Source organism: Micromonospora sp. NPDC049201 (assembly GCF_055586805.1).
Map to the genome: position 1 here is coordinate 262827 of NZ_JBVJHM010000008.1, position 25668 is coordinate 288494.

23 protein-coding genes are annotated in these 25668 nt (G+C 72.5%); 13 read left to right on the forward strand and 10 right to left on the reverse strand.

What is annotated here, in order from left to right; genetic code table 11:
- The first annotated feature begins 182 nt into the window (after positions 1 to 182).
- From ACZ6O5_RS19480 to ACZ6O5_RS19530, 11 genes are all read left to right on the forward strand, one after another.
- On the forward strand, positions 183 to 563 hold the full coding sequence (locus ACZ6O5_RS19480) for a hypothetical protein (protein ID WP_465978864.1): 381 nt from the start codon (positions 183 to 185) through the stop codon (positions 561 to 563).
- Positions 563 to 4195 carry an AAA domain-containing protein gene (locus ACZ6O5_RS19485; protein WP_465978866.1) on the forward strand — a complete coding sequence of 1211 codons (3633 nt, stop codon included), beginning with the start codon at positions 563 to 565 and terminating at the stop codon, positions 4193 to 4195. Before ACZ6O5_RS19480 ends, ACZ6O5_RS19485 begins: the two co-directional genes overlap by 1 nt.
- A 130-nt stretch (positions 4196 to 4325) precedes the next feature.
- Positions 4326 to 5948, forward strand: a complete 1623-nt coding sequence (locus ACZ6O5_RS19490) for a CHAT domain-containing protein (RefSeq protein ID WP_465978868.1) — start codon at positions 4326 to 4328, stop codon at positions 5946 to 5948.
- Between the two features lie 4 nt (positions 5949 to 5952).
- On the forward strand, positions 5953 to 7410 hold the full coding sequence (locus ACZ6O5_RS19495) for a hypothetical protein (protein ID WP_465978870.1): 1458 nt from the start codon (positions 5953 to 5955) through the stop codon (positions 7408 to 7410).
- A 207-nt stretch (positions 7411 to 7617) separates the two neighbouring features.
- The gene (locus tag ACZ6O5_RS19500) at positions 7618 to 8694 is read left to right on the forward strand and encodes a LacI family DNA-binding transcriptional regulator (RefSeq protein WP_465978872.1); all 1077 of its coding nucleotides are present in this window, start codon (positions 7618 to 7620) and stop codon (positions 8692 to 8694) included.
- Entirely contained in the window at positions 8691 to 9980 is a 1290-nt protein-coding gene (locus tag ACZ6O5_RS19505; protein WP_465978874.1) for an extracellular solute-binding protein, read from the forward strand. The genes ACZ6O5_RS19500 and ACZ6O5_RS19505 overlap by 4 nt, the downstream gene beginning before the upstream one ends.
- Positions 9980 to 10933 (forward strand): carbohydrate ABC transporter permease, encoded by a 954-nt coding sequence (locus ACZ6O5_RS19510; protein ID WP_465978876.1) that lies wholly within the window; start codon positions 9980 to 9982, stop codon positions 10931 to 10933. The genes ACZ6O5_RS19505 and ACZ6O5_RS19510 overlap by 1 nt, the downstream gene beginning before the upstream one ends.
- Before the next feature lies 1 nt (position 10934).
- Entirely contained in the window at positions 10935 to 11780 is an 846-nt protein-coding gene (locus ACZ6O5_RS19515; protein ID WP_199199815.1) for a carbohydrate ABC transporter permease, read from the forward strand.
- 1 nt (position 11781) lies between these two features.
- Positions 11782 to 12852 (forward strand): glycoside hydrolase family 130 protein, encoded by a 1071-nt coding sequence (locus tag ACZ6O5_RS19520; protein ID WP_465978879.1) that lies wholly within the window; start codon positions 11782 to 11784, stop codon positions 12850 to 12852.
- 17 nt (positions 12853 to 12869) lie between these two features.
- The gene (locus tag ACZ6O5_RS19525; protein WP_465978881.1) at positions 12870 to 14897 is read left to right on the forward strand and encodes a hypothetical protein; all 2028 of its coding nucleotides are present in this window, start codon (positions 12870 to 12872) and stop codon (positions 14895 to 14897) included.
- An 87-nt stretch (positions 14898 to 14984) separates the two neighbouring features.
- Positions 14985 to 16067, forward strand: a complete 1083-nt coding sequence (locus tag ACZ6O5_RS19530) for an NAD-dependent epimerase/dehydratase family protein (RefSeq protein ID WP_465978883.1) — start codon at positions 14985 to 14987, stop codon at positions 16065 to 16067.
- A gap of 63 nt (positions 16068 to 16130) precedes the next feature.
- Here the strand turns inward: ACZ6O5_RS19530 and ACZ6O5_RS19535 are convergent, their stop codons facing one another.
- The 5 genes from ACZ6O5_RS19535 to ACZ6O5_RS19555 form a co-directional block, all read right to left on the reverse strand.
- Complete coding sequence (locus ACZ6O5_RS19535) at positions 16131 to 17321, reverse strand: hypothetical protein (RefSeq protein WP_465978885.1); 1191 nt, start codon at positions 17319 to 17321, stop codon at positions 16131 to 16133.
- Positions 17322 to 17395: 74 nt separating this feature from the next.
- The gene (locus ACZ6O5_RS19540; protein ID WP_465978887.1) at positions 17396 to 18145 is read right to left on the reverse strand and encodes a ZIP family metal transporter; all 750 of its coding nucleotides are present in this window, start codon (positions 18143 to 18145) and stop codon (positions 17396 to 17398) included.
- A gap of 38 nt (positions 18146 to 18183) precedes the next feature.
- Positions 18184 to 19383 carry a GNAT family N-acetyltransferase gene (locus tag ACZ6O5_RS19545; protein WP_465978889.1) on the reverse strand — a complete coding sequence of 400 codons (1200 nt, stop codon included), beginning with the start codon at positions 19381 to 19383 and terminating at the stop codon, positions 18184 to 18186.
- A 51-nt stretch (positions 19384 to 19434) separates the two neighbouring features.
- Positions 19435 to 20154 carry a PP2C family protein-serine/threonine phosphatase gene (locus tag ACZ6O5_RS19550; protein WP_465978891.1) on the reverse strand — a complete coding sequence of 240 codons (720 nt, stop codon included), beginning with the start codon at positions 20152 to 20154 and terminating at the stop codon, positions 19435 to 19437.
- A gap of 93 nt (positions 20155 to 20247) precedes the next feature.
- A complete protein-coding gene (locus ACZ6O5_RS19555) occupies positions 20248 to 20775 on the reverse strand; it encodes a helix-turn-helix domain-containing protein (protein ID WP_465978893.1) in 528 nt (175 codons plus the stop codon).
- A 55-nt stretch (positions 20776 to 20830) separates the two neighbouring features.
- Between ACZ6O5_RS19555 and ACZ6O5_RS19560 the strand changes: the two genes are divergently transcribed.
- Positions 20831 to 22081 carry a benzoate/H(+) symporter BenE family transporter gene (locus tag ACZ6O5_RS19560; RefSeq protein WP_465978895.1) on the forward strand — a complete coding sequence of 417 codons (1251 nt, stop codon included), beginning with the start codon at positions 20831 to 20833 and terminating at the stop codon, positions 22079 to 22081.
- Here ACZ6O5_RS19560 and ACZ6O5_RS19565 read toward each other — a convergent pair.
- From ACZ6O5_RS19565 to ACZ6O5_RS19580, 4 genes are all read right to left on the reverse strand, one after another.
- A complete protein-coding gene (locus ACZ6O5_RS19565) occupies positions 22044 to 22409 on the reverse strand; it encodes a hypothetical protein (protein WP_107154594.1) in 366 nt (121 codons plus the stop codon). The genes ACZ6O5_RS19560 and ACZ6O5_RS19565 overlap by 38 nt on opposite strands.
- A gap of 29 nt (positions 22410 to 22438) precedes the next feature.
- Positions 22439 to 22687: a hypothetical protein gene (locus tag ACZ6O5_RS19570; protein ID WP_107154595.1), complete on the reverse strand. Its 249-nt coding sequence runs from the start codon at positions 22685 to 22687 to the stop codon at positions 22439 to 22441.
- 77 nt (positions 22688 to 22764) lie between these two features.
- On the reverse strand, positions 22765 to 23235 hold the full coding sequence (gene mscL / locus ACZ6O5_RS19575) for a large conductance mechanosensitive channel protein MscL (RefSeq protein ID WP_405091996.1): 471 nt from the start codon (positions 23233 to 23235) through the stop codon (positions 22765 to 22767).
- 39 nt (positions 23236 to 23274) lie between these two features.
- Positions 23275 to 23958: a FadR/GntR family transcriptional regulator gene (locus ACZ6O5_RS19580; protein ID WP_465978898.1), complete on the reverse strand. Its 684-nt coding sequence runs from the start codon at positions 23956 to 23958 to the stop codon at positions 23275 to 23277.
- 49 nt (positions 23959 to 24007) lie between these two features.
- On the opposite strand from ACZ6O5_RS19580, the gene ACZ6O5_RS19585 reads away from it, so the two are divergent.
- Positions 24008 to 25300, forward strand: a complete 1293-nt coding sequence (locus tag ACZ6O5_RS19585) for an MFS transporter (RefSeq protein WP_465978900.1) — start codon at positions 24008 to 24010, stop codon at positions 25298 to 25300.
- A gap of 10 nt (positions 25301 to 25310) precedes the next feature.
- On the opposite strand, the gene ACZ6O5_RS19590 is transcribed toward ACZ6O5_RS19585, so the two are convergent.
- Positions 25311 to 25667, reverse strand: a complete 357-nt coding sequence (locus tag ACZ6O5_RS19590) for an STAS domain-containing protein (RefSeq protein WP_067310147.1) — start codon at positions 25665 to 25667, stop codon at positions 25311 to 25313.
- Position 25668 lies beyond the last annotated feature (1 nt).

Below are 25668 nucleotides of genomic sequence, written 5' to 3' on the forward strand. Positions count from 1 at the left end.
TCCGCGAGTGCCACCCGCCTCTCCCGCCGTCGCTTCGGCGCTCTGGCAGAGGATCCGCCCGTAGGACGCTCGCCGGAGTTGTGGTCGGGCGGCGTGGGGCGTTCGATCGGCAAACCGACAGATGTGAGGTGATCTCGACCTTCTTGCGTAGGTTGGTCAGCACCGCTGATGCAGGAGGTCGGATGTCGCACGTCCGCGTTCGGGTCGACTTCACACCGCTCGTCGACGACGACGAGTTCGTACTCGGTGAACTGACCGACGATCTGACGGACGAACTCCGTGAGATCGGCGACGTGGAGCGCGTCGAACGCCCGGATGTCACCCCGGACAGCAAAGGCGTCGCCGAACTGGCGGTCGGCGTGGTGACCGTGCTGGTGGGCACGGACCCGGGCTACGTTCAGGCGTTCGTCGACGTGGTTCTGGCCTTCTTCCGACGCCACGACGGGCGCCGGGTGCACCTGCGGGTCGGTGACATCGAGCTGACCATCGACCGGCCGACCCACGGCCAGACCGATGAACTGATCAGGACGGTGCGGGCCGCGATCGAGCGGGCCCGTCCCTGATGGGACGGCACGCGCTGCTGCTCGGCACGTCCACGTGCCACGTCGACCTGGAACTCGCGCCCCTTCCGTCGGTGCGTCACGACGTGACGCAGCTCAAGACGCTGCTCGACGGTGCCGGCGAGTTCGACACCGTACGCGCGGAACTGGACCTGCCCGCGGAACACCTACGCCAGATCATCGAGGAGTTCTACGGCGCGCGCCGAAGGGACGACCTGGCCCTGCTCTACTACTCCGGCCACGGAGTGCTTCACGGTGACGGACAGTCACTGTTCCTGGCCGCCACGGACACGGTCAGTGGAAGTCTGCACGCGTCCGCGTTGGACACCGACGGCACTCTGCGGCATCTGCTCAACGACACCAAGGCCAGCCAGAAGGTGGTCCTCCTCGACTGCTGCTTCTCCGGCGCGTTCACCGCACGGAACCGGTTCCGAGGTGGGGTGCGGGAGGAGCCGCGCCGCCTGAAGCGTCAACGCGGCACCTTCATCCTGACGTCCAGCTCGCACATGAAGGCATCGAAGGCACAGGGACCGGATCGCCCGTCGGTCTTCACCGAAGTGCTTCTCGAGGGTCTGCGCGGCGCGGCCGAAGGGCCGGCCGACGACGGTTGGATCACCAGCAACGACCTCTCCCGGTACGCCCTTACTGAAATGGCGCGGCGCCGCCAGCACACCCCGGTCGAGTCGAGTGAGGGCGTCACCGAGCCGATCAGGCTGGCGACGGCACCGGGATCCGCCGCCGCGACGAGACAGGTCACCGCCGTCACGCCGAGCCCGGCCGACGAGGCGCCGTTCGACGCGGACCAGTGGCGCCGCCTCGTGACCTACTACATCAACTGCATGCAGCGGTCGACAGTGCTGCAGTCGCTCATCGATCCGCACGAGACCCGGTCGTACGTCGCCGCGCCACCGGGGTCCGAGGCGGTCTTCACCTCGGAGACACCCGTCAGGCTGAGCGGTTCGGCGGCCGCGCTCGCCGTGAGAGCCCGCGACGGTGGCAGGGAACTGCAGTACGGCTATCCGGTCGTCGCCGTCCGTCCGGCCCGGCAGAAGCCGGTCCGGCTCGCTCCGCTGCTGGTCTGTGACGTCACCGTCGGCGCGGACGACGTCCTGCACGCCTCCTTCCCACCCCGCCCCAGCGCCGCGCTGGTCGACCTGTTCCAGCTCTCCGAGGTGGAGAGCGACGAACTGCTGCAACGGGTCGAGCAGGCATTCGTGCCGGGAGATCCCGGCTCGCTCGCCGCCACCGTCGAAATGCTCGCGAAGACGTTCGGGCTGAACCCGGTGACCGAGCTTGACCCGAAGATGCTGGTGGGCACCATCCGGCCGGGACCGGTTAACGGGGTGCAGAACGCCGCGATCATGTATGCGGTGGACGCCGCCGAGGCCCCGCAGCGGCAGCTCGTCGACGACCTGCGCGGCATGATCAAGAATCCCCGGCTCATCGACCGGACGGCGCTGGGCGCGCTGGCGCGCCGACCGGACGAGGTGTCCTCGACGCCGGCCGTGACGGTGGCGATGAGCGCGACGAACGAGGCGCAGGAAGAGATCATCCAGGCGGCGATGTCCCAACCGTTGACGGTGGCCCAGGGGCCGCCGGGCACCGGCAAGAGTCAACTCGTCACCGCCCTGCTCGCCACCGCGACCGCCGCCGGCCAGAGCGTGCTGATCGGCTCCACCAGCAACCAGGCCGTCGACTCGGTGCTCGGCCGGGTGACCGACCTGCTCGGCCCGGGCCTGCTGCTGCGTACCGGCAACAAGGAACACCGCACCCAGGAACCCACCCACATCGCCGACGTCCTGGCCGCGTATCCGCCGACGGACCGGCTCGCCACGCCGGACGACCGGACCCCACTGCACGAGTTGCGCCTGCTTGCTGAGGAGGTCGCCGGCCTCCGTGCGGTGCTGGACGAGCGGCGGCTGCTCGAACGCGACCTCACGGACCTGGCCGTCGAGCGTGCCGCTGCCCCCGACGCCGGTGCGGTCACGCTGCCGACCGACGACGGGGCGCTGGCGCAGCTCGTCGAGCTGACCGATCGGGCGCTTTCCAGCCGCTGGTTCGGTTGGTGGTACCGGTGGCGACTGCGGTCGTATCAGCTCGTCGATCGCGACGCCGTCGAGGTGCTCGCCGAGCGGGCGGTGATCGAGCTGCGTTGGCGGGAGCGCCGACGGCTCCTCGCCGAGGCGCCGGATGCCGACGTCTCCTGGCGGCGACTGGTCGAGCTGATCACCACCGGACGGCCCACCCTCAGCATCGGCCTGTTACGGGCCCAGATCGCCCGGCGGGTGGCTGCGGGGACGCGTCTGCTCCAGGACCGGGCCGACGAGATGGCCAGACCGCAGTCGGACAGTTGGTCCTACTTCCCAGAGCTGCTGCGGGTGCTGCCGGGCTGGGCGGTGACCGCCCTCTCCGCCCGCCGCCTGAAGCGGAGCCCGGCCCTGTACGACCTGGTGGTGATCGACGAGGCGGCGCAGTGCACGATTCCCGCGATCCTGCCCATGCTGTTCCGCGCGAAGCGTGCCCTGCTGATCGGGGACCCGCGTCAGCTCGCGCCCGTCGTGGACCTGCCCGAGCCCGACGACGTCACCGAACGGGCCCGCGTCGGTCTGAGCGCCGGCTGGCTCACCAGCCGCCGACTGACGTACACCGCCCATTCCGCGTACGACGCGTTCGCCGCCGCCGCGGGCACGGCATTTCTCCTCGACGAGCACTACCGGTGCCATCCGGACATCGTCGATGTGCCCAACCGGGAGGTCTACCAGGGCCGGCTTACCGTGTTGACCGATCCGGCCCGGCTGGCCGCCGTGGCCGATCCGGCCGTACGCTGGCGCGACGTGCCCGGAGCGTTCAGCCCTGGGGTGACCGGGTCCGGGCTCAACCAGATTGAGATCGACGCGGTCGTCGCCGAGGTGACGGAGTTGCGTGACGCATACCCCGAGGCCTCGATCGGGGTGGTCACGCCGCTGGCCGCGCATCAACGTCGGCTGGCGGCGGCCCTGCGCGGTGCCAGCCTCACCGACAACCTGCTCTGCGCGACGATCCACAAGTTCCAGGGCAGCGAACGGGACATCATGGTCGTCTCACCGGTGGGCGCACACGGCGTTCCGGACCGAACCCGTGGCTGGCTGGTGCACCAGACAAACTTGTGGAACGTCGCCGTCACCCGAGCCCGGTCCCAGCTCGTGGTGGTCGGTGACCGGTCGTGGTGGTCGGGTCAACGCGGACTGCTGACCGCCCTGGCGTCGCGGCCCGAGGCCGCCAGTGTCCCGCTGGACTCCGCGACCGGGGCGGCGGACCGGTTGCACCTCGCCCTTCGGGGTGCCGGTCTCACCGTGCGGCGCGACGTCGGCGTGGCCGGGCACCTTGTCGATCTGGTGATGCGGCATGGGGACGCCGAGTTGGCGGTCGTCGTCGACGATCCAGCGGGGAATCCCGACGGCCGGGAGTTGCGGAAGGTGCTCGCCCGGCTGGACATCATCGGCGGTTCCACGCCGGTCCGTCGAGTGCCGGCCTGGCGTTGCCTGGCCGAACCGGAGCAGGTGGCGGCGGAGTTGCTGGGCGAGCTGGGCACGTCCCGGCCGGCACAGAGCGGCGGGCAGACCAACGCCGGTGCCGCAGCGCGCGATGACGGGTAGTGCGGGAGCCCGGTTCACCTGGATTGACGCACTGCGAGTCTACGAGTTCGCCGACGCTCCATCGTCGCCTATCGCTGTCGAAGTTCCGACAGGCATCCGACAGCGGAGTATCCTCTACGCTTTTTCGGTAATGAAGAAAGTTCTGGCGATCTTCGCCAACCCCAGGGGAAGTGCCCGGCTCCGCCTCGACGCGGAGGAGCGGGCGATCCGCGAGTGCATCAGGCGCAGCCGCTTCCGAGAGGACATCAGCCTGTACTCGTGCCTGGCCGCAACGGTTGACGATGTTCGCCGCGCACTACTCGAGGACGACTACGCAATCGTGCACTTCTCCGGTCACGGAACCAAGGCCGGCCTCGTCTTCGAGGACGCGAGCCAGGCGTGGTCGGTGCCACCGATGGAGGCGCTCGCCGATTTGCTGGCGGACTACGCGCCACCGCTGGAGTGCGTGCTGCTGAACGCCTGCTATTCGGTGAGTCAGGGCCGGTTCATGTCGATGGGCGTCCCTTTCACCATTGGGATGGAGCAGCCGATCTCGGACCACGCGGCAATCGGCTTCTCAGCTGCCTTCTACGACTCGATCGGCGCCGGCAAGGACGTCGAGTTCTCGTTCCGCCAGGGCGTCCACCAGTTGCGGCTGGCGTCAAGCCCGGATCGTGACGTCCCGGTGCTTCTCCGACGGAACGAGACGCATGAGCCTGCTGCGGCGAAGCCGGCAAGACAAGCCCAGCGCACGATCGGCACCTCGCCGGGGCGGCTGCTGGTGGGGCTGGCTCTGGATGTCTCAGGGTCTATGGAGGAAAGCTTCGACAACCGTGACGGAGACGGCCGTACCCGACTGGAGTCCGTTCGGCGTTCGTTGAGTCGTTTCGCGGATGCCGACCTGCGCGCGAACGTTTCGTCCGAGTCGGATGCCTTGATCTTCGGGTACGCGTTCGGACTGCGCAGCGGCGAGGTCTGCGACCTTTTCTCACTGCTCGAAGCAGCGAAGGAGGTGATGACACCGGAGGAGGCGCGGGAACTCGGTGAACGGTACGCCGCAGAGCTGAAGGCTCAGTATTCCGGCGGCGGCGGCTGGGGCGATCTCGGCGGGCTCGCTCGGGATTTCGGCCTGGGTGCGCTTGTCAACCAGGCCGAGGACCTCGCCCGCCATGAGATCAAACAACGAATCGCGCAGGAGGTCCAGCGAAGGCTGAACCAGCGCCTCGCCGCACTTGGTGACAGCACGCTGGACATCCGGGACTTCGCACGTCTCTGGCGGAGCAGTTCGCAGCGGCTGGCCGATGCCCAGCCCCTGATCTTCGGACATACACCGATGCGCGCCGCCCTCACCGCGGTCCGTGACCGGTTCGCGCGCGAGTTCGAGCAGGTCCCGGACCTGAACGCCCTGCTGTTGATCGTCTCCGACGGAGAGTCGACCGACGGCGACCCGGAACCGGTGGCTACGGAAATTCGAGACATGGGTGTCACCATCGTCTCTTGCTATCTCACGAACTTCGACCTTGCCTCACCCAGGCGTATGCCCGCACGAGCGTCGGCCGACTGGCCGGTCGGCGCCGCCCGGTTGTTCCGGATGGCCTCTCGACTCGATGTCGACTCGCCGCTGGGCCGCCGGCTGCTACGAGAGGGATGGGCCGTCGAACGTGATGCGGCCTGCTTCGTCCAGGTGAATCACTCTGATGCCCTCGACGGTTTCGTCAAGGCGCTTCCCGCACCCGCTCCCGGCAGGGCCGAGGTGCTGCCGAAGGGCCGCTGACGCCTTGCCGAGCCTGGTCGGGCTGCTGGTCGACGTATCCGCGTCGATGCAGGCGAGCCTACGCAACGATACGAACGAGACGCTCAGCCGGTTGGAGGGGTGGACCGCGGCCCTGCGGCGGGCCGCGGAGAAGTCTCAGGCCGAGGGGCCGGACAACTTGTCGGCGGCGCCGTCGGTCCGAGTGTTCGCGTTCGCCTTCGGCACCCGCCAGATCGGACCCGTGGTCGACCTGCTGACGCTGCTGCGTCTTCGCGACAAGCACGGCGCAAACAGCACGACGGTGCCGATCGGTCCGCAGGGCTGGCCGGCGGACGATCCCTATTCGGAACTCACCCGTCTCGCCCTGCACCACGGCAAGGAGGGGTGGGCTCTCTGGGCCCGGAAGCATCTGGACTCGGCCCAGGCCGCGACACTGGTGGCCAACCTGCGTGATTCACCGCGTGTGCAGCAGGAGATCGCCACCAGCCTTCCCAATCTCTCCGAGAAAGAGTTTGAGGTCGCCGACGGACACCACTGGCGAAAGCTCGTCAGTGGCGGGCCCTTCTACGCCTACCGCGCCTTGGTGCTGTGGCTGAAGGCGGAAATCAGCGGTTTTCGAGCCAAGACCCGCGAGGCCGAGCGAATGGTCCGCACCGTGGCTAGTCGGCGAATGACCTTCGTCGACCTGCTTGAGGAACGCCTGAAGGACGCCGGCTCAACCATGCTCACGGTCGGTGAGTTAGCGAGCATTTTGAGTCGACTGGCCGCCGCGGGGTCGGTGGATTCTGAGCTCGGTGATTTTCTCTACGGAAGCACGCCACTGACTTCGGCGGTGCGGCACGCCGGCCAACGGTTCACCGCAGAACGCATCGCCACCCGATGGGGGCTCGGAGGGCGAGGAGTGGCGAAGCCAGTGGCGAGGTGGAATCTGGGGGAGTGGTTGACCGCCGCTCGGGCCGCCGTTCGTGCTCTTCCCGGCGCCGTACGCGCTGCCGGCCGAGCGGCCCTTCTCGCCACGATCCGTGTGGCCTTCCGAACCGCGCAAGCCGGTCCTCCGCGTGTTCGCTCCGGCGTCCGGATTGTCGCCCGGCTCATCCTGGGTCGAAGCGTGAAGCGGATCAGACGGCCGCTGGCCCCCCGGGTATCGGAGATTCTCTTCATCATCTCGGATGGCGAGAGCACTGACGGTGAGCCGATCGCGGAAATCGCCGCCCTACGGCGCGGGGGGGCCACGGTCGTGTCCTGCTACATCGGACCCGTCGACGTCATGGACCGCGTGCGGTCTTTGCCGGCTGCTGCATCGTCCAGTTGGGACCCGGGTGCTCGGCAGCTCTTCAGGTTGGCCTCGCCGGTGCCCCGGGGGCGCCACCGGGACTACCTCCAGGAAAAGGGGTGGCGTATCCCGGATCGGGCCAGGCTATTTGTTCAGGCCAATCACTCCGACGTGTTGGCCGAGGTCGCCGAACTTCTCCTGAAGGCGTAGCGCTCGGGCCGGAGGGCGGCTGACCAGATCGACATCGGTGCACGCAACCGCTGTCCGCGCCCCGGACGGATCTGCCCGGCCAAGGCGCTGACCTGCCACCGAGCCGCCGGACATCGATCGGCCGTCTCCTGTTGTGCAGTCACGGGAACGGGTCTAACCTCCGTTTCTTAAACCGGTTTAGTAGTCCGTCCGACGAGGGAGGTGCCGGTGACCCGGCCAGGTCGACCGACGATCCGCGACGTCGCCCGCGCGGCCGGCGTATCGAAGGGTCTGGTGTCCTTCGCGCTCAACGGCCGCCCCGGGGTGGCCGACGAGACGCGGGAGCGGATCCTCACCGCCGCCCGTGCCCTGGGCTGGGAGCCGAGCCACCGGGCCCGCGCCCTGTCCGCCTCGCGGGCGTTCGCGGTCGGCCTGGTGATCGCCCGCCCGCCCGAGCTGCTCGGCGCGGACCCGTTCTTCCCCGCCTTCATCGCCGGGGTGGAGCGGACCCTGTCCGACCGGGGTCAGGCGCTCGTCCTCCAGGTGGTGCCCGAGTCGGCCGAGGAGGCCGGCTACCGGAAGTTGGCCGCCGACGGCCGGGTGGACGGTGTCTTCCTGCTCGACCTGCGGGTGGACGACCCACGGCTCGCGCTGTTGGAACAGCTCGGGCTACCGGCGGTGACGATCGCCCGCCCGATGGTGCCCAGCCGCTGGCCGGCACTGCTGATCGACGACCGGCCGGGCATCGCCGCGGCGGTCGCCCACCTGGTCGAGCTGGGGCACCGCCGGATCGGGCACGTCGCCGGGCCGGACCACTTCCTGCACGGCCGGGTCCGGCGGCTGGCCTGGGAGCGGGCGCTGGCGGACGCCGGCCTGCCCGCCGACCTCTGCGTGGCGTCGGACTTCTCGGCGGCCGGCGGCGCGCAGGCCACCCGCGTGCTGCTCGACCGGGCCGAGCGGCCCACCGCGATCGTGTACGGCAACGACCTGATGGCCATCGCCGGGCTCGCGGTGGCCCGGGAACTCGGTGTCGACGTGCCCGGGCAGCTCTCCGTGACCGGGTTCGACGACGCGGAGCTGGCCGGCTACGTCAGCCCGCCGCTGACCACCGTGCGGACCGACCCGTTCGAGTGGGGGCGGTCCGCCGCGCACGTCCTGCTCGAACTCATCGACGGCGAGCCGGTGGCCGACGTGCCCACGCCGCCCGCGCAGCTCGTTCTCCGTGCCTCCACCGCACCACCACCACCGGCGCCGCCCGCCCAGCGGCGTCGTTCCCCCGCACCGTCCCGATCGGAGCAGACATGAAACGTACCCTTCCGGCCCTGCTGCTGACCGCCGCGCTCGCCGTCACCGCGGGTTGCGACGGCAGCGGCGGTGGCGGTGACGCCGCCGAGGCCAACGCCGCCCGTGGCCCGATCGACATCTGGCTCTCCAACAACCAGGAGGAACTGGCCTGGGGCAAGGCGATGGTCGAGGCGTGGAACGCGGAGCACGCCGACCAGAAGATCACCGCCCAGGAAATCCCGGCGGGCACCAGCTCGGAGGAGGTGATCGGGGCCGCCATCACCGCCGGCAACGCGCCCTGCCTGATCTTCAACACCGCGCCGGCGGCCGTGCCGCAGTTCCAGAAGCAGGGCGGCCTGGTCGCCCTGGACTCGTTCGACGGTGGTGCCGCCTACATCGCCGAGCGCACCGGCCAGACGGCTGACCAGTACAAGTCGCCGGACGGCAAGTTCTACCAACTGCCGTGGAAGTCGAACCCGGTGATGATCTTCTACAACAAGACGGTCTTCGCCAAGGCCGGGCTGGACCCGGAGCGGCCCCCGCTGGCGACGTACGACGAGTTCCTCGCCGCCGCCCGGAAGATCAAGTCGTCGGGCGCCGCGCCGGCCGCCATCTACCCGGCCCCGACCAGTGAGTTCTTCCAGTCCTGGTTCGACTTCTACCCGCTGTTCGCGGCCGAGACCGGTGGCAAGCAGCTCGTCGACCAGGGCAAGGCCCAGTTCGACTCGCCGGAGGGCCAGCGGGTCGCGGAGTTCTGGAAGACGCTCTACGCCGAGGGCCTCGCCCCGAAGGAGAAGTACAACGGCGACTCGTTCGCCGACGGCAAGGCCGCCATGGCCATCGTCGGTCCGTGGGCGATCTCGGTGTACGGCAACAAGGTGAAGTGGGGCGCGGTGCCGGTGCCGACGTCCACCGGCAAGCCGGCCGACCAGATCCGCACGTTCAGCGACGCGAAGAACGTCGCCATGTACTCCGCCTGCAAGAACCGCGCCACCGCCTGGGACGTGATGCGCTTCGCCACCAGCAAGGAGCAGGACGGCGCGCTGCTGGCCAAGACCGGTCAGATGCCGCTGCGCACCGACCTGGCCGCCGCGTACCCGGACTATTTCGCCAAGAACCCGGCCTACCAGGCGTTCGCCGACCAGGCGGCCCGGACGGTCGAGGTGCCGAACGTGCCGAACTCGGTGGCCGTCTGGCAGGCGTTCCGCGACGCGTACTCCGAGTCGGTGATCTTCGGTAAGAAGCCGGTGCCCGACGCCCTCGGCGCCGCCGCGGACAAGGTCGACCAGCTCGCCGCCGGCTCCTGATGTCCACCGCCCACACCGCGGCGGCCCCCGCCCCCGGGGCCGCCGCGCGAAGCCCGAAACCGGCCGGCCGGGGCCGGGTGGCGGCCGTGCTGGGCCGCCACCCGGTGGGCCTGGTGCTGGCCGCGCCGTACGCGGTCTTCATCGCCGTGGTGTTCGCCTACCCGCTCGGGTTCGCGATCTGGATGAGCTTCCACGACTACTTCTTCGCCGCGCCGGGCGCGGTGGTGGACCGGCCCTTCGTCGGGCTGGACAACTACCGCGCGGTGCTCGCCGACCCCGCGGTCCGTCAGTCGTTCGGCAACATCGGGATCTTCCTGGTCATCAACGTGCCGCTGACCACGGTGCTGGCGCTGCTGCTTGCGGTCGCGCTGAACCGGGTGGTGCACGCCCGGACGTTCCTGCGGGTCGCGTTCTACGTGCCGTACGTGACCGCAAGCGTGGCGGTGGTCGGGGTGTGGCTGTTCCTGTTCAACTCCGACGGCCTGGTCAACTCCGTGCTCGGCCCGCTGGCGCCCGACCCGTCCTGGCTGGTGAACGCCGGTCTGGCGATGCCGGTCATCGCGGTGTTCGTGGTCTGGAAGCAGCTCGGCTTCTTCATCCTGCTCTACCTCGCCGCGCTCCAGAACGTGCCGAAGGAGCTGTACGAGTCGGCGTCGGTCGACGGCGCGGGCTGGTGGCGGCGGTTCCGGTCGGTGACCGTGCCGGCGGTCCGCCCGGCGACCGCCCTGGTGGTCATCCTGGCCACCATCACCGGCGCCAACCTGTTCACCGAGCCCTACCTGCTCACCGGCGGGGGCGGCCCGAACGGCGCGTCCGCCTCCCCGGTGCTGGTGATGTACCAGCGCGGCATCCAGCAGGGCCAGCCGGACGTGGCCGCCGCCATCGGCGTGCTGCTGGTGATCGGGGTGCTGCTCATCTCGTTGGTCAACCGCCGACTGATCGAGAGGGACTGACGTGACACCGACCTCCACCGCCCGGTGGCCGGGGCTGCTGCGCCACGTGGTGCTGTTCGCCGGGGCCCTGCTGTTCCTCTTCCCCTTCTACTACATGCTGATCGGCAGCCTCCAGGCCGAACCGGACACCTCGGTCGCCGGGGCGTTCCCCACCTCCGGGCTCACCCTGGACAACTACCGGGACATCAACTCCCGGGTCGACCTGCTCGGCTCGCTGATCAACTCGGGCGTCTTCACCGGTGGCGTCATCCTCGGCACCGTGGTATTCGGGGTGCTCGCCGGCTACGCGCTGGCCCGGCTGCGGTTCCGGGGCCGGGGCACGCTGTTCGCGCTGGTGCTGCTGGTCCAGGTGATCCCCTTCCAGCTCCTGCTGATCCCGCTCTACGTGCTGATCGTGCGCGGGTACGGGCTGGCCGACTCCTACCTCGGGATGATCCTGCCGTTCGCGATCAACACCACGGCGGTCTTCGTCTTCCGGCAGTTCTTCCTGCAACTGCCGGACGAGCTGTTCGCCGCCGCCCGGATCGACGGCGCCGGGGAACTGCGGGTGCTCTGGTCGGTGGCGTTGCCACTGGTCCGCCCCGCGCTGCTGACCGCGGTGCTGCTCACCTTCATCGGGCCGTGGAACGAGTTCCTCTGGCCGTTCCTGATCACCAAGCAGGCGGACATGCAGCCGCTGGCGGTCTCCCTGGCCAACTACATCAGCAACGTGGCCGCCCGCGCCGCCAACCCGTACGGCGCGGTGCTGGCCGGGGCCTGTGTGCTCGCCGCGCCGGCCGTCGGCCTCTTCGTGGCCTTCCAACGACACTTCATCTCCACCGACATCGGCTCCGGTGTGAAAGGTTGACATGCCTGTCTCGACCACTGTCCCGTACACGCTGACCCGGCTGGGCGTGCTGATGGCGCCGGACCCGGCCGAACCCTTCGAGGCCGCCGGCGTGCTCAACCCGGCGAGCGGGCGTACCCCGGACGGCCGGCTGCACCTGCTGCCCCGGCTGGTCGCCGACGGTAACGTGTCCCGCGTCGGGCTCGCCGAGGTCGAACTGCGCGACGGCGTACCGGTCGGCGTGCGCCGGCACGGCGTCGTGCTGGCCCCGGACGAGGGCTGGGAACGCGGCCTGAACAACGCCGGGGTGGAGGACCCGCGCACCACCTGGGTGCCGGACCTCGGCCAGCACCTGATGACGTACGTGGCGTACGGGCCGCTCGGCCCCCGCCTCGCGCTGGCCGTCTCCACCGACCTGCGCTCCTGGCGGCGGCTCGGCCCGGTGCAGTTCGCCTACCAGCCCGACCTGGACACCGACCTCAACCTGTTCCCCAACAAGGACGCGGTGTTCTTCCCCGAACCGGTGCCCGGCCCGGACGGCCGGCCCTGCTACGCCATGCTGCACCGGCCGATGTGGGACCTCGGCTGGTTCCGCCCCGGCGAGGGCGTGCACCTGCCGGCCGGCACCACCGACGAGCGACCCGGCATCTGGATCTCGTACGTGCCGGCGGACGAGGTGCACGCCGACGTCACCGCGCTGGCCCGCCCCCGCGACCACCGCTGCGTGGCGCTGTCCGAGTTCCCCTACGAGGAGCTGAAGATCGGCGCCGGCCCGCCGCCGCTGCGGGTGCCGGAGGGCTGGCTGCTGCTCCACCACGGGGTGACCGGCCACGTCCCCAGCGGCTGGGACCCGACCACCCAACGCGTCGAGTACGCGGCCGGGGCGATGCTGCTGGACCCGGCCGACCCGGCCCGGGTGCTGGCCCGCACCGCCGAGCCCATCCTCGTGCCGGACACCGAGGACGAGAAGGCCGGCACCGTGCCCAACGTCGTCTTCCCCACCGCGATCGAGGAGGTCGACGGCGTGCGGTTCGTGTTCTACGGAATGGCGGACACGAAGATCGGCGTCGCCCGGCTCGACCGCACCCCCTGACGCCCGAGGAGACCACCATGAAACGCCGATCCCTCCTGCTGGGCGGCAGCCTCGCGCTGGCCGGACCGCTGCTGGCGCCGCCCGCCCCCGCCGGGGCCGCCCCCGCCGACCCGTTGACGAACCTGTCCCACCTGGACTTCCTGCTCGACCGGGTCACCCCGCCCGCGCAGGCCGGGCACACCACGTACCGGCTCGCCGACACGCCGACGGTCGGGGTGCTGTGGACGTACGCCGAACCGAACCCGGACGGCACGTTCCGGCGCGTCGGCGGCGGGGCGTACGACCCGGCGACGGACACCTGGGGGCAGGGCGCCTACAACGCCGACGACATCGCCCGCGCCGCCGTGGTCTACCTGCGACACTGGCGGTCCACCGGCGCCACCACCAGCCGCGACGCCTCGTACGCCCTGCTGCGGGGCCTGACCTACCTCCAGACCGCCACCGGGCCGGACGCCGGGAACGTGGTGCTCTGGATGCAACCCGACGGCACGCTGAACCCGAGCGCCGAACCGGTCGAGCTGCCCGACCCGTCCGACAGCGGCCCGTCGTACTGGCTGGCCCGCACCGTCTGGGCGCTGGGCGAGGGGTACGCGGCCTGGCGTACCGCCGACCCCGGGTTCGCGTCGTTCCTGCGCGAGCGCCTCGACCTCGCGGTCGGCGCGTTGGAACGCCAGGTGCTCGTCCGGTACGGCACGTGGCAGGTCGTCGACGGCGAGCGGACGCCCGGCTGGCTGATCGCGGACGGCGCGGACGCCACCGCGGAGGCCGTGCTGGGGCTGGCCGCGTACGTGCGGGCCGGTGGTGGCGCCGGGGCGCGGCGGGCGCTGAGCCGGTTCGCCGAGGGCATCGCCGCGCTGGCCGACGGGGACGTCCGGGAGTGGCCGTTCGGCGCGGTTCGCCCCTGGGCGCTGTCCCGGTCGGTGTGGCACGCCTGGGGTTCGCAGATGCCCGCGGCGCTGGCCGTCGCCGCGCGGGTGCTCGGTGACCGGCGGCTGCTGCCGGCGGCGGTGGCCGACGCGGCGGTCTTCACGCCGTGGCTGCTCACCTCCGGCGGCCCGGACAACGGGCGGCAGCCCACCCCGACGGACCGGTCGCAGATCGCCTACGGCGTGGACTCCCGCGTGCAGTCGCTGCTCGCCGTCGCCGTCGCCACCGGGCGCGACGGGTTCCGGCAGCTCGCCGGCCTGACGGCCGCCTGGTACTTCGGCGCGAACGCGGCCGGCGTGCCCGGGTACGACCCGGCGACCGGGCGCACCGTCGACGGCATCGCCGGCGACGGGACGGTCAACCGCAACGCCGGTGCCGAGTCGACCATCCACGGCCTGCTCAGCATGTTGGCGTTGGACGCCCACCCCGAGGTGGCGGCGCTGGCCCGGCAGGGCCGGATCGTGACGCGGGTCGGCGGCACCGTGGTGGAGGCCGAACAGGCCACGCTGACCGGCGGCGCGGAGGTGGTCACCCCCGAGTCGACGTGGACCGGCGAGTCCGCGTTCAGCGGCGCGTACGCCCTGCTGCCGGCCGGCGCGACCGCCCGCTGGCGGTTGCCGGCCGCGGACCAGCCCCGGCTGGTGCTGCCGGTGGTCGAGTTGCGGCCGGGCAGCCGGGCCGTCACCCGGTGGTCCGCCGCCTCGCCCGACGGCCGGTCGCGGACCGTGGGCACCGTCCGGCACGGGCGGGTCGGCGCGCAGGGGACCTCGCCGGCGCCCGGCGCGCTGCTGCCGGTGACGCCGAGCGGCCCGGCGGAGGCGCCGGCCGACGCCGTCGACCTGGTCGCGGTCTCGGCCGGCGGGGACGCCGTGGTCGACGCGGTCCTGCTCGAACCGCTCGTCTCCCGGTACGTGATCGCCGGCACCGGATCGACGACGGCGCTGCTGCGCAGTGCCGCCCGCTCGCCCCGGACCGTCCCGGTCACCGTGCCCGGCGCGGGGACGGCGTGCGTCGAGACGTACGACGCGCAGGGCGTACGGCGCTCCCGGACCCGGACCCGGGGTGGCACGGTGCCGGCGGAGGTGCTGCCCGGCGGCTTCACGCTCGTCCGGCGCTGACGGGCGCGGCCCGGGCGGTCTCCCCGCCCGGGCCGGAAGTCGCGCTCCCGCACGGTTGCTGTCCGGTTCAGCGGGTACCGGACGGGCATGCGCATCGTGATCGTGGGGGCGACCGGAAACGTGGGAACGGCGGTCCTGCGCCGGTTGCGGCAGGAGTCGGGGGCGGAACTGGTCGGCGTGGCCCGCCGGCTGCCCGGGCCGGACGCCGGTGAGCCGTACGACGACGTCGAGTGGCACTCCTGCGACATCGGCGCGGCCCGCGGCGCCGACGAGCTGGTGCGGATCTTCGCCGGGGCGCGGGCGGTCGTGCACCTGGCCTGGCAGATCCAGCCCAGCCACGACCGGCGCACGCTCTACCGGACCAACGTCGGCGGCAGCCGCGCGGTCATCGAGGCCACCGTCCGGGCCGGCGTTCCCGCCCTGGTGTACGCCTCATCCGTCGGCACCTACGCGCCCGGCCCGAAGGACCATCCGGTCAGCGAGAACTGGCCGGCGACCGGGGTGCGGACGTCGTCGTACAGCCGGGACAAGGCCGAGGTGGAGGCGCTGCTGGACGACGTGCGGCGGGAGCACCCGGAGCTGCGGGTGGTCCGGCTGCGGCCGGGTCTGATCTTCCAGCGTGACGCCGGCACCGAGATCAGCCGCTACTTCCTCGGCCCGCTGGTGCCGGTGCGGCTGCTGCGCTACGGCCGGATCCCGCTGGTGCCCTCGCACAGGCGGCTCCGGATGCAGGCGGTGCACGCCGACGACGTGGCCGACGCGTACGCCCGGGCGGTCCTCGGCGACGCGCGCGGCGCGTTCAACGTGGCGACCGACCCGGTGTTGACGCCGGCGCTGGTGGCGCGGCACTTCCACGGCTGGACCGTGCCGGTGGCGGTGCCGGTGCTGCGCGCCGCGGCGGCGGTGACCTGGCGGGCCCGGCTGCAACCGGTCGACACCGGCTGGGTGGACCTGGCGCTGAACGTCCCGCTGATGTCCGCGCAGCGGGCCGAGACCGACCTCGGCTGGGTGCCCCGGGTCGACACGGTGACCGCCCTGAAGGACCTGATCGCCGGCATGTCGACGAGGTCGGGAACCACGTCGCCACCCCTGTCGACGGACCCCACCCTCCCCGGCCGCGCGGCTGCCGTGCCGAAGGGCCACCTCCCCGGCCACCCCAACCCGTACTGACCTCCGCGCTGCGGTGAGAAGGTGCCCCTTCTCTACCGGAGGCGTTAAGCAGGGGCCCGGCCTTCAGCCGCGGGTGAGGCGGGCGCCGAGAAAGAAGATGCCGGGGGCACCCTTCGTCTCGAAGCCCCTGCTGGGGTTGCGGCGCAGGGTCGAGCTGGTGATCGACAGGGTGCCGGTGCGGTTGTTGCTGACGAAGAAGATGGCACCGCCCCCCTCGTTGGCGCTGTTGTCCTCGACGATCGTGCCGGCGAGCTTCACCGCGAACTCGTTGCCGTCGCAGTAGATCGCGCCGCCGCTGCCGCCGCCCGGCGTGCCGCCCCGGGCCGGGTTCGCGCCGGTGCCGACCGCCTGGTTGTCGCGGAAGACGCTGTTCAGCACCGTCCAGGAGACGCCGATGCTGCTCAACGCCGCACCGTTGGCGCACACCCCGCCGGTGAACGTGCTGCCCACCACGTACACCGGCTTGTTCTCGAACTGGCTGAGCACCCGCAGCGCGGCGCCGCCCAGGTCCGGCCCGGTACGGTCGCAGCGGTTGTCGACGAACCGGGAGTTGACCACCTTGACCCGGCCGCCACGGACGAAGATCGCGCCGCCCCCGCCGCCCTCGGTCCGCTCGCCCGTCGAGTTGCCGTTCGCGAACGTCAGGTTCTGCACGGTGAGCTGCGGGTGGTCCTGGTTCTGGCAGTGCGAGGTGGTGAAGCCCTGCGCCGGGTCGCAGGTGTTCAGGTAGAGGATCCGTCGGCTGCCGCCGCCGCTCAGCGTGACCTTGCCGCCGCCGTCCAGCACGATGCGCGGGCCGTGCGCGTTCACCACCTTGGCGGTGGCCTTCATGGTGATGGTCACCGGCGCCGGGCCGCAGTCGAACGTGATGATGCCGCCGGCCGCCACCGCCTTCACCACCGCCGCCGAGGTGCAGCTCGCCGGCGTGCCGGTGCCGACGGTACGGGTCGGACGCGACGTGTCCACGGCCCGCGCCTCGGCCGGCACGGTGGCCCGCCCGTCCGGGTTGCCGGCGCGGAACGCGACAGCGGCCGGGCCGGGGCTCGGCTTGGCGGTGCCGAGGCCGGCGCGGGCGCTCGGCGAGGCGGCCGGGGCGGCCGGGGCAGCGGCATCGGGGGCACCGGCCGGTGTGTCGGCCGGCGTGCCGGTGGCGGCGGCCGGGGCGGTCCGGTCGGACGAATCGCCGCCGCACCCGGGCAGCGTGGCGGTGGCCAGGGCGAGGACGAGGAGGGAGACAGCGGACTTCACGCGCACCCGCCGATGCTAGGGGGACCGGCCGCCCCGGCACGACTCCGTCGGCGATCCTTAACCCGCGGCTAAGCCGGCGGTCAGGCGTGCGACAGGGCGAAGGCGACCAGGAAGCCGAGCACCGTGACCAGGCCGACCAGCAGGTGGGCGTCCTCGAACGCCTCCGGGACCATGGTGTCGGTGATCATGGCCAGGATCGCGCCGGCGGCGAGCGCGGTGATGGTGGCCAGCACCTCCGGCGGGGCGCCGCCGAGCAGCGTGTAACCGGCCAGCGACGCGGCGCCGGAGATCAGCGCGATGGCCGCCCAGAGCCCGAACACGTAGCGCCGGGACCGCCCGGCCTGCCGCATGCCGGCCGCGCTGGACAACCCCTCCGGCACGTTGCTGAGGAAGACCGCGATCACGGTGACGAGGCTGACCGGGCCGCCGGCCAGCAGGCTCGCGCCGATCACCACCGATTCCGGTACGCCGTCGAGCAGCGCGCCGACCGCGATCGCGTTACCCGAGCCGGGCTGCTCCCGCTCGGAGGGCTGCTCGTCGCCGGAGCGCTTGCGGTGCCGCGCCCCGTGCCGGGCCAGCAGCACGTTCGCCCCGGTGTAGGTGAGCGCGCCGACCGCCGCGCCGATCGCCACCGGCAGCAGGCCGCCCTGCTCGTGCGCCTCCTCGATCAGCTCGAACGAGACGGCGGAGAGCAGCACGCCCGCCCCGAACGCCATCACCGACGCGGTGGCCCGGCGCGGCACCCGCGCGAAGAACCCGACGGCCGCCCCGATCAACAGGGCGGACCCGGCCAGCAGACCCCAGAATCCCGCTTCCCACCATTCCGGCACTCGCAGGAACCTACCCCGCGTCGATGCCGGCAATCCGATCAGAAGTCGGCGAACAGGTACGGCAGCTCACGCGGGAAGAGTCGACGCAGCTCGACGGCGGCGTCCGCCGGCACCTCGCCCAGCCCGCGTACCACCACCTCGGTCGGGTCGAGCACGCCGTACGCCAGGGCGGACAGCCCGGCGGCGGTCAGCCGGGCCGCCGGCACGGTGCCCTCGGCGGCGCTGTCGGCCGGCAGCACCGCCAGTTTGCCGGTGGTGCCGTCGAGCAGGTGCCGGCCGGCGAGCCAGCGGTCGCCGACCAGCTCGACGAGCACCCGCCCCACCCCGACCGGCTGCTCGGCCAGCGCCTCCAGGCTGAGCAGCCGGGCCATCGGTGCGGAGGAGTCGGGCCGGCGCGCCCGCGTCTCGACGTGCACGTCGAAGTCGGTGAGCCACAGCTCGGGCAGCTCGTCGGGACCCAGCTCGACGCTGACCCGGTTCACCTGGTCGACGTGCCGGGCGAAGAACTGGAGCAGCGACGCCCGGGCGTACGGGTCGTCGAAGAGCAGGTCGTCGGCGACCAGCGTGCCGGCGTGGTCGTCGATCCGGTAGGTCACCGCGCCGACCGTCTCGCCGTCGCGTACCACGCTGAGCAGCCAGCGGTCGTCCCGCTCGCGCAGGCCGACCGCCCGGAAGTCGGGGAAGACCGCGAAGCCGTGGCGCTCGCGCAGGCACCGGTCGGTGTAGGCGCGCCACCGCGGGTAGCCCGTCCCGATCCGCTCCCAGACCAGCTCGTCGGGCAGCTCGGCGCGCAGCAGCGGCGCCAGCTCCGCGGGGGCGAACACCGCGGTACGCCGCCGGGGCAACCCGGCGTAGCCGAAGCGCTCGTAGAACGAGGGCCGGAACGGGTACAGCGCGCTGAGCTGGTGCCCCTCGTCCCGCATCCCGTCGAGGAGCTGGTGCATCAGCGTCCGGACGTGCCCGCGCCGGCGGGCCAGCGGATGGGTGGCCACCCCGGCGACACCGGCCATCGGGAGCACCGCGCCGCGCAGGTTCTGCCGCATCGGGATCGCCGAGGCCGCGGCCGTGGCGACGCCGTCCTCCTCGACCACCAGCGTGGTGTTCCCCGCGTTGGTCGGCAGGTAGGCGCGGAACTCGTCGGTCCGGGCCGGCGTCATCGGCGACGCCTCGAACGCGTACGCCTGGAGCGGGAAGCTGGTGGTCGGGCGTTCCTCGGCGCTCAGCCGGCGAATGTGCATCCGTTCATCCCAACGTGCCCGCCCCCGGGTCGCAACCCGAATGGGTCGCCGTCAGGCCTCGGCGACGTCGGAGATGACCACCGTGACGTTGTCCGGTGCGCCGGCCTGGTGGGCCAGCTTCACGAGCTGCTCGCCGCACTGCTGCCGGTCGCCGTAGGTGGCGAGCGCGGCGGCGATGGCGGCGTCCTCCACGTAGTCGGAGAGGCCGTCGCTGCACAGCAGCAGCCGGTCGCCGGGGAAGACGGTGAGCGCCCCCACCGCCGGCGGCGCGTCCTGGCCCTGCACCGCGCGGGTGACAAGCGAGCGCTGCGGGTGGTGCCGGGCCTGGTCGCGGGAGAGCGCGCCCTGGTCGACGAGCGCCTGTACGAACGTGTCGTCGCGGGTGAGCTGGGTCAGCTCGTGGTCGCGCAGCAGATAGCAGCGGGAGTCGCCGACCTGGGCGAGGACCAGCCGTTCACCGGCCAGCAGCGCAGCGGTCAGCGTCGTGCCCATGCCGTCGCGGGCCGGGTCCACCGTGATGGCCGCCCGGATCCGCTGGTTGGCGGTGCTGACCACGGCGCGTAGCGCGTCGGCCGCCTCCTCGGCGCCGGTGGGCGGCGTCAGCTCGTCCAGGATCCGGATGACGATCTCGCTGGCCACCTCGCCGGCCGGGAGGCCGCCCATGCCGTCGGCCACCGCCACCAGGCGGTCACCGGCGAGGGCGGAGTCCTCGTTGTTGGTCCGGACGAGGCCGACGTCGTTGAGGATGGCCGAGCGGAGGATGAGCGTCATGGGGACAAGCTTGCCAAGAAGACCCGCTCCGCGTCTCTACGCGCTGCCGGGTCGGTGGAAAGAAATGTCACCGACTTGCATCCCGGGTATCCGTCAACCGTCCTTCCCGGATGGACGCGGATAGCGCAACAGCAGGCTGGCCCGGACCTGCTCCTCGCCCACCGCGGCGTAGCTGTGCGGCACGTCGGAGGTCCAGCGCAGATACTCTCCGGGGCCGCCGGTGAGCGGGGCGTCCACCGGGCCGGCCCGGAGCACGCCGGAGAAGACGGTCACGTGTTCGGTGACGCCGGCCTGGTGGGCGGGGGAGAGCTGCGCCGGCCCCGGACTGACCCGCATCCGGTACAGCTCGTACGTCGCGTCGCGGTCGTGGAACACCTCCAGCAGCGTCGCGCCGACCGCTGCGCCGCGTACGGTCGGCGTCTGCTCGGGGGCGGAGAGCACGGCGGTCAGCGGCACCCCGAGCTGTGCGGTGATCGCGTACAGCGTCTCCAGGGTGGGGTTGCGGACGCCGTTCTCCAGGCCGGAGAGCGTGGCCTTGCCGACGCCGGCCAGCCGCGCGAGTTCGGAGAGTGAGAGCCCTCGTTCCATCCGGAGGGCGCGGATCCGCGGGCCGACGTCCATGGGGCTATCGTGCTACATCATGTCGTTCCGTAAACGGAACACCGGAGGAGGAAGCGTGGCCGGTCGACTCCAACCCGTACTGGCCGGCGTGGTGACCGCCCTGGTCGGCTTCGCCAGCTCGTTCACCGTCGTGCTGGCCGGGCTGCGCGCGGTCGGCGCCGACCCGGCCCAGGCCGCCTCCGGCCTGCTCACGCTCTGCGTGGCAAGCGGCGCCTGCGCGGTCTGGCTCGGTCTGCGGCACCGGCTGCCGCTCGCCATCGCCTGGTCCACACCGGGCGCGGCGCTGCTGGTCGCCACCGGGCCGGTCCCCGGCGGCTGGCCCGCCGCCGTGGGCGCCTTCCTGCTCACCGGTCTGCTGATCATCGCCGCCGGGCTGATCCCCGCGCTCGGCCGCGCGGTCGCGGCGATCCCCGCCCCGGTCGCTTCCGCCATGCTCGCCGGGGTGCTGCTGCCGCTCTGCACCGCGCCGGTACGCGCCCTGGTGGAGGTGCCCCGGCTGGCCGGGCCGGTGGTGCTCGTCTGGCTGCTGCTGCACCGGTTCGCGCGCCGCTGGGCGGTGCCCGGCGCGCTCGCGGTGGCCGTGGTGGCGATCGCGCTGACCACCTCCGGCCCGGCCCGGCTGGACGTCGCCCCGGTCGTCGCGCTGACCGCGCCGACCTGGACGCTGCCCGCCGTCGTCGGGCTCGCGCTGCCGCTGTTCCTGGTCACCATGGCCGCGCAGAACGTGCCCGGCACCGCCGTGCTCGCCGGCTACGGCTACCGGGCGCCGCTGGGCTCCGCGCTACGGGTCACCGGGCTCGCCACCACGCTCGGCGCGTCGGCCGGCGGCCACGCGGTGAACCTGGCCGCGATCACCGCCGCGCTCGCCGCCGGCCCGGACGCCCACCCCGACCCGGACCGGCGCTGGATCGCCTCGGTCACCGCCGGGATCGGCATGGCGTTGCTCGGCCTCGGCGCCGGCGTGGCGACCGCCCTGGTGCTGCTCTCCCCGCCGGTGCTGGTCGAGGCGGTGGCCGGGCTCGCGCTGCTCGCCGCGCTGGCCGGCGCGGTGTCGGCGGCGGTCGCCCAGCCGGAGACCCGGGAGGCCGCCGTGGTCACGCTGGTGGTCACCGCGTCCGGGGTCAGCCTGCTCGGCATCGGCGGCGCGTTCTGGGGCCTGGTCGCCGGCTGCCTGATGCTCCTGCTCTTCCGCCGCCCGCCGCCCGCCGCGTCGCCGGCCGATCCCGATGGCCGGTCCGCATCGGACCCGGGCGCGCAGGTCGTGGTGGTCACTCCTCGGCGGGCAGTTCCGCGGCCGGGACGGTGAGGCGGACCGCGCCGTCGGCCACGGCCGCGATCCGGTCGGCCAGCACGTAGACCGCGCCGGTGTCGGCCAGCTCGGTGGAGACCTTGAGGTAGCCCTCGCGCAGCAATCGCGCGGCCAGGTCGGCGGGCACGTCCGGCTCGTCGACGGCGGCCGACTCGATCAGCTCGTCGAGGCTGCTGCCCGGGTCGACCGGGGCAGGCGCCTCCACGGTCACCGCGGCGGGGTCGCCGCGTTGGACGAGATCCACGGTGCCCACCTCGACGCCGGTGGAGTCGACCACCCGCATGCCGGTGGTGACCCGGGAGACGGTGTCCTGCTGCTGGCTCATGCCGAAGCGGTTCCCAGGGCGCGCGGGCGCTAAACGGAGGGGGCCCAGCCGCCCGGCGGGCGGGGGGACAGCTCGCGCCAGGTGTCCGGCCCGTCGAGCAGCGCGCGGACCGTCTCCTCGGCCTCCTCGACACTGGTGTGCTCGTAGAAGCGGGAGACGCCCTCGGCGCCACCGGCGCGCTGCTCCACGTGCCAGCGGTCGCCGTCCACCCGGAGGAAGACGTCCCGCCGGGCGAGCCGGCCCCATTTCCCGTTCCACCAGTGCCTACGCTGCTCCATGCCGGGACTCTATCGAACATGTGTTCGATTCGGGTCGGCCCCCGCGGAATCTCCGCGGGGGCCGGTGGGCTATGGCGTCAGCGCGGGGCCGGCGGCTCCTGCCGGCGGCCGAGCACGTCGTCCAGCGCGCCGCGCTGGGCGGGCGTGCCGTGGTTGCCGGCGAGCAGCGCGTCCCGGATCTCGGTGAGCAGCTTCACCTCTTCGCTGGGCGCGGAGGGCGGCGGCTCCTCGCCGCGCTTGCGCCGCTCGGCGAGCCGGTTCATCGGGTAGACGACCAGGAAGTACAGGGCCGCCGCGGTGAGCATGAACGTGATCAACGCGTTGATGAACGCCACCCAGTCGAACGGGATGCCCCGGAAGCTCGGGGTCGAGCCGGTGAGCCCGTTCTTGTTGCCGGTGATCAACACGATGAACACGCGGACCAGTGGTTCCAGGAACGACTTGGTCAGCTGCGTGACCACGCCGGTGAACGCGGCACCGATGACGACGCCGACCGCGAGGTCGACGACGTTGCCGCGCATGATGAAGTCTTTGAAGCCCTTGAGCATTCGCTCTCCCGTGCTGTCCGAATCTGCGTCCGGCACAACCTATGCCTCGGTCGGCCCCTCAAGAAACGCACCGGCCTCGATCGCTGCCCGCGTCGGGTCGCCGGCCCGGATCGCCGCCACCAGTCGACCGTGGTCGACGTACCGCTCGGCGGTCAGCGCCGGGCCCATAGCCTGCGCGACGGTGCGGCGCAGCGCGGCGCCGACGGAGGCGTACAGCTCGGCGAGCATGGGGTTGTGCGCGGCGGCCACCACCACCGTGTGCAGCGCGGCGTCCGCCTCCACGAACTCGTCCACCCGGCCGGAGCGCCACGCGGCCTCCCGGGCGGCGAGCGCGGCGTCGAGCGCCGCCAGGTCCTCGGGGGTACGCCGCAGCGCGGCGAGCCGGGCGGCCTCCACCTCGAACGCGCGCCGGACCTCGACCACCTCGGTCATCCGGTCGTCGGTGAGCCGGCGGGCCACCACCGGGGCCAGCTCGTCGGTCGACACCACGTAGGTGCCGGAGCCCTGCCGGCACTCCAGCACACCGGCGTGGACCAGGGCACGGACCGCCTCGCGGACCGTGTTCCGCCCCACGCCGAGCGCGGCCACGAGCTGCGGCTCGGTGGGGATGCGTGCGCCCACCGGCCACTCGCCGCCCAGGATGCGCGCCCGGAGCCGCTCGATCGTCCGGTGGACCCGGTGGCCGCGCGGCGGCACGACGACGGAATCCACGGCGGGTGTCACCGGTTACACCTGCTGCCGAAATTCATCCCATGATTGTAGGTTCGAGGTCATGACGCCGCCACCCCCGCCCACCGCGACCGCGCCCACCGCCGACGTCACCCCCGGGCCGGCGCCGGCGGCCACCCCGGACCCGGCGGCGGTCTCCCCGGTGCGCGGCGGGCTCCTGGTGCTGGTCGGGATGCTGCTTGTCGCGTTGAACCTCCGGGCGGCGGTGACCAGCCTCGGCGCGCTGCTCGACGAGATCCGCGTCGGGCTGGGCCTCTCCGGCACCATGGCCGGCCTGGTCACCACGCTGCCCACCATCGCGTTCGCCGGGCTCGGCGCGCTCACCCCGTGGCTGGTCCGCCGCTGGGCGGCACCCCGGGTGCTGGTACTGGCCATGGTCGCGCTCACCGCCGGGCAGGTGCTGCGCGCGGTCACCGGCTCGGCGGCCGTCTTCGTGCTCACCAGCGCGCTCGCGCTGGCCGGCATCGCGGTGGCGAACATCCTGCTGCCGATGCTTGTCAAACAGCACTTCCCGCACCGCACCGGGCTGGTCACCGGGGCGTACACGATGGCGCTGACGGTGGGCACGACGGTGGCCGCCGCCTCCGCGGTGCCGGTGGCCCACGCCTTCGGCTCCTGGCGGGCCGGGCTCGGCGTCTGGGCCGGGCTGGCCGCGCTGGCCGTGATCCCGTGGGTGCCGCTGGCGCTGCGGGCGCGCGCCGCGCGCCGGGCCGCCGACCGGGCCGCGACCCCGGCGGTCGTCGCCGCCCCGGCGCGGGTGCGGCCCGGCCGGACCCGGCTCGGCTGGGCCATGGCGGTCTACTTCGGGGCGCAGTCGCTCAGCGGGTACGCGATCATGGGCTGGCTGGCTCAGCTCTTCCGGGACGCCGGCTACCGGCCCGAGGCCGCCGGCCTGCTGCTCGCCGGCGTGACCGCGCTCGGCGTGCCGGTGGCGCTGACGATGCCGGCGCTGGCCGGCCGGCTGGCGACCCTGCGTCCGCTGGTGCTGTCGCTGACCGCGTTCTCCACCGCCGCGTACGTCGGACTGGCGCTCGCCCCGCGCGGCCTGGCGCCGCTCTGGGTGCTGCTGCTCGCACTCGGCCAGGGCGCGTTCCCGCTCATCCTGACCACGATCGGGTTGCGGGCCCGGACCGCCGAGGGCACCGTGGCGCTCTCCGCCTTCGCGCAGAGCACCGGGTACGTCATCGCCGCGCTCGGCCCGCTGCTGGTCGGCATCCTCTACGAGGCGACCGGCGGCTGGACCGCCCCACTCGGCTTCCTGCTGGTGGCACTCGCCGTGCAGACGACCGCGGGCATGGTGATCGCCCGTCCCCGCTACATCGAGGACGAGCGCTGAGCGGAGTCGGTCAGGAGGAGGCCGGGGTGGGGTCGCCCGCGACGGCCTCGTCCACCGTCGGGTACGTGTGCAGCACCTCGACCAGACCGCTGACCTCGAGGATGCGCAGCACGCCGCGCTGCGGGGCGGCCAACCGGACCACACCGCCGGCCTCGTCGCAGCTGTTCTTGGCGCGGACGAACACCGACAGCCCGGTCGAGTCGCAGAACGACACCTCGGCCAGGTCGAACACGAGGCGGCTGCGCCCCTTGTCGAGCAGGTCGGTGATCTGATCCTGGAGCTGCGGTGCGGTGGCCATGTCCAGCTCGCCCGCGACCGACACCACGACCACGTCGCCGCGCTGTTCCGTGTGCACCGTCAGGGACATT

Coding starts and splice junctions, on each gene's coding strand:
- ACZ6O5_RS19530 (WP_465978883.1), top strand. CDS start 14,985: ATGCGCATCGTGATCGTGGGGGCGACCGGAAACGTGGGAACGGCGGTC.
- ACZ6O5_RS19585 (WP_465978900.1), top strand. CDS start 24,008: ATGACGCCGCCACCCCCGCCCACCGCGACCGCGCCCACCGCCGACGTC.
- ACZ6O5_RS19485 (WP_465978866.1), top strand. CDS start 563: ATGGGACGGCACGCGCTGCTGCTCGGCACGTCCACGTGCCACGTCGAC.
- ACZ6O5_RS19570 (WP_107154595.1), bottom strand. CDS start 22,687: ATGGAGCAGCGTAGGCACTGGTGGAACGGGAAATGGGGCCGGCTCGCC.
- ACZ6O5_RS19525 (WP_465978881.1), top strand. CDS start 12,870: ATGAAACGCCGATCCCTCCTGCTGGGCGGCAGCCTCGCGCTGGCCGGA.
- ACZ6O5_RS19520 (WP_465978879.1), top strand. CDS start 11,782: ATGCCTGTCTCGACCACTGTCCCGTACACGCTGACCCGGCTGGGCGTG.
- mscL (WP_405091996.1), bottom strand. CDS start 23,235: ATGCTCAAGGGCTTCAAAGACTTCATCATGCGCGGCAACGTCGTCGAC.
- ACZ6O5_RS19545 (WP_465978889.1), bottom strand. CDS start 19,383: ATGCACATTCGCCGGCTGAGCGCCGAGGAACGCCCGACCACCAGCTTC.
- ACZ6O5_RS19565 (WP_107154594.1), bottom strand. CDS start 22,409: ATGAGCCAGCAGCAGGACACCGTCTCCCGGGTCACCACCGGCATGCGG.
- ACZ6O5_RS19510 (WP_465978876.1), top strand. CDS start 9,980: ATGTCCACCGCCCACACCGCGGCGGCCCCCGCCCCCGGGGCCGCCGCG.
- ACZ6O5_RS19550 (WP_465978891.1), bottom strand. CDS start 20,154: ATGACGCTCATCCTCCGCTCGGCCATCCTCAACGACGTCGGCCTCGTC.
- ACZ6O5_RS19590 (WP_067310147.1), bottom strand. CDS start 25,667: ATGTCCCTGACGGTGCACACGGAACAGCGCGGCGACGTGGTCGTGGTG.
- ACZ6O5_RS19480 (WP_465978864.1), top strand. CDS start 183: ATGTCGCACGTCCGCGTTCGGGTCGACTTCACACCGCTCGTCGACGAC.
- ACZ6O5_RS19490 (WP_465978868.1), top strand. CDS start 4,326: ATGAAGAAAGTTCTGGCGATCTTCGCCAACCCCAGGGGAAGTGCCCGG.
- ACZ6O5_RS19505 (WP_465978874.1), top strand. CDS start 8,691: ATGAAACGTACCCTTCCGGCCCTGCTGCTGACCGCCGCGCTCGCCGTC.
- ACZ6O5_RS19555 (WP_465978893.1), bottom strand. CDS start 20,775: ATGGACGTCGGCCCGCGGATCCGCGCCCTCCGGATGGAACGAGGGCTC.